The organism is Lachnospira hominis (ex Hitch et al. 2025), assembly GCF_040096395.1.
Classification (GTDB): Bacteria; Bacillota; Clostridia; order Lachnospirales; family Lachnospiraceae; genus Lachnospira; species Lachnospira hominis.
In genome coordinates this window covers 1-1,970 of sequence record NZ_JBBMES010000049.1, presented here as the reverse complement: position 1 = coordinate 1,970, position 1,970 = coordinate 1, and the positions used below count along the sequence as shown (strand labels likewise).

The 1,970-nt window shown below is 42.5% G+C and carries 2 protein-coding genes; both read left to right on the top strand.

The annotated features are described in order from the left end of the window. On the top strand, window positions 1-936 hold a 936-nt coding region (locus WMO38_RS14955; RefSeq protein WP_349163209.1), incomplete at its 5' end, for a DUF3801 domain-containing protein. Between the two features lie 6 nt (window positions 937-942). Beyond that, window positions 943-1,970: type IV secretory system conjugative DNA transfer family protein (locus WMO38_RS14950; RefSeq protein WP_349163208.1), on the top strand; the 1,028-nt coding region annotated here is incomplete at its 3' end.

Genomic DNA, 1,970 nt, shown 5'->3' with positions numbered 1-1,970 from the left:
GGTGGCGATTTACAGGTGTTACAGTTTAATACCGAAGATATGAAAAAGGTTGAAAAGATGGCAAAGAAGTATGGAATACTCTATTCAGTACTTCCGGACTGCAACAGGAAAGACGGACTGAGTGAGGTAATCTTTCATACAGAGGCAGTTCCACGTGTGAATATGATGATACAGAAACTCAAGTTTGGCAAGATTGCCACATTTGACGATTATCTGAAGAATGGAGATGAAAAATCCCTTGGCAAGCTGATGGATTTTTTGAAGAAACAGCAGGGAAACGAGAAAAGCCACACGATAGAAGGGGATAAGGTAAATTCTGCCATTGACGGACTGATCGAAAAGGTCGGAATGTTTGCAATGGAAAAGAAAGCTATCAGTGTGGATCAGGTCAAGGAGAATTTCAGTATCAATGGTGAGCAGGCTGAAAGTGTTATCAGACAGCTTGAGACAATCGGTGTGCTTGGCAGTAAGAATGAGGATGGCACCCATACAGTCATGATGGACAAGGATGCATTTATCAACCGTGTCAGAGGCTATCAGGACCTTGCTGAGAGAATGAGGGCGGTTGCGGCATCAAAGAATGCGAACCTGTCAGATGTGACTATCAGCAAGAAGCTGATTATAGAAGAGAATGACCATGCTGTTAAGACCAGAGTTCCCGGCACATGGGGAGAAGAGGCAAAATATGTATGGCTCCGTAAGGAAAACATCATGGAGATTCATGGTGGAAAGACAATGCTTACCTTCCTTGATTCAACCAAGGATTATAAGCTCTACGATGAGCAGAATCGTGTGGTGACAACTCAGAAAGGAACCGAGCTTTATACTCACTATGACAAGGTGGAGTCATCTGTCAGGGAGCGTTACGAGAAAGTACAGAAGCAGCAGAAAAAGACAGCACAGAAGAAAACTGTTACCACGAAGAAAGCGAGGTAGCAGCCCATGCAGACAACAAAGAAAAAGCCTTCACTGATATTCATTCTTGTGGGTGCAGTGTTAGCCGGGTATCTTGGTTATCTGATAAATGGTGCGTGGACGGAAGGGATTGCCTTTAATGAATTTATGGACAGATTCAATGAGGTATGTGCTGTTCCCTTTGCCAACTATTACAATTCCAATACAGTAAAAGCAGTAGCCATTGCATTAGGTATCTATGCGATGGCTATTGTCATGTATTATACCAGTCAGAGAAACTATATGCCCGGTAAGGAATTTGGTACGGCAAGATTTGAAAATCCGAAGCAGGTCAACAAGATACTTGCAGATAAGGATGAGAATTTCAACCGGATACTCAGCCAAAATGTGAAGATGTCGCTGGATTTTAGGAGACTCAAGCTCAATGGAAATATACTTATCTGTGGTGGTTCCGGAGCAGGAAAAACATTTTATGAAGTAAAGCCGAATCTTATGCAGATGCCGCATAACTGTTCCTTTATCTGTACCGATCCAAAGGGAGAAATCCTTAGAAGCTGCGGTCAGATGCTAAAGAATAACGGATATAATGTGAAAGTCATAAATCTGTTAGAGATGGATAAATCAGACTGTTACAATCCATTTTCCTATATCAGAGAGGAAACAGATGTGGTCAAGCTGATTACAAACCTTATCAGCAATACGACACCAAAGGGAGCGACACCAAGTGATCCGTTCTGGGAAAAGGCGGAAGGATTGTTCTTACAGGCTATCTTTTATTATGTGTGGCTGGAGGTACAGCCGGCAAAGAGAAACTTTGAGACAGTACTTAAACTTCTTGGAGAAGCAGAGGTTACAGAACAGGGAAAAGCATCAAAGCTGGATGTGCGTATGAAGTTTTTAGAGGAAAGTTCTCCGCTTGGAGCTAATCATCCGGCAGTAAAGCAGTACAACAAATGTATGAGAGGTGCAGGAGATACCGTCCGTTCCATTATCATCAGTGCCAACTCAAGACTTGCATTTCTTGAGAATAAGCAGGTTTTACGATTACTCTCAAA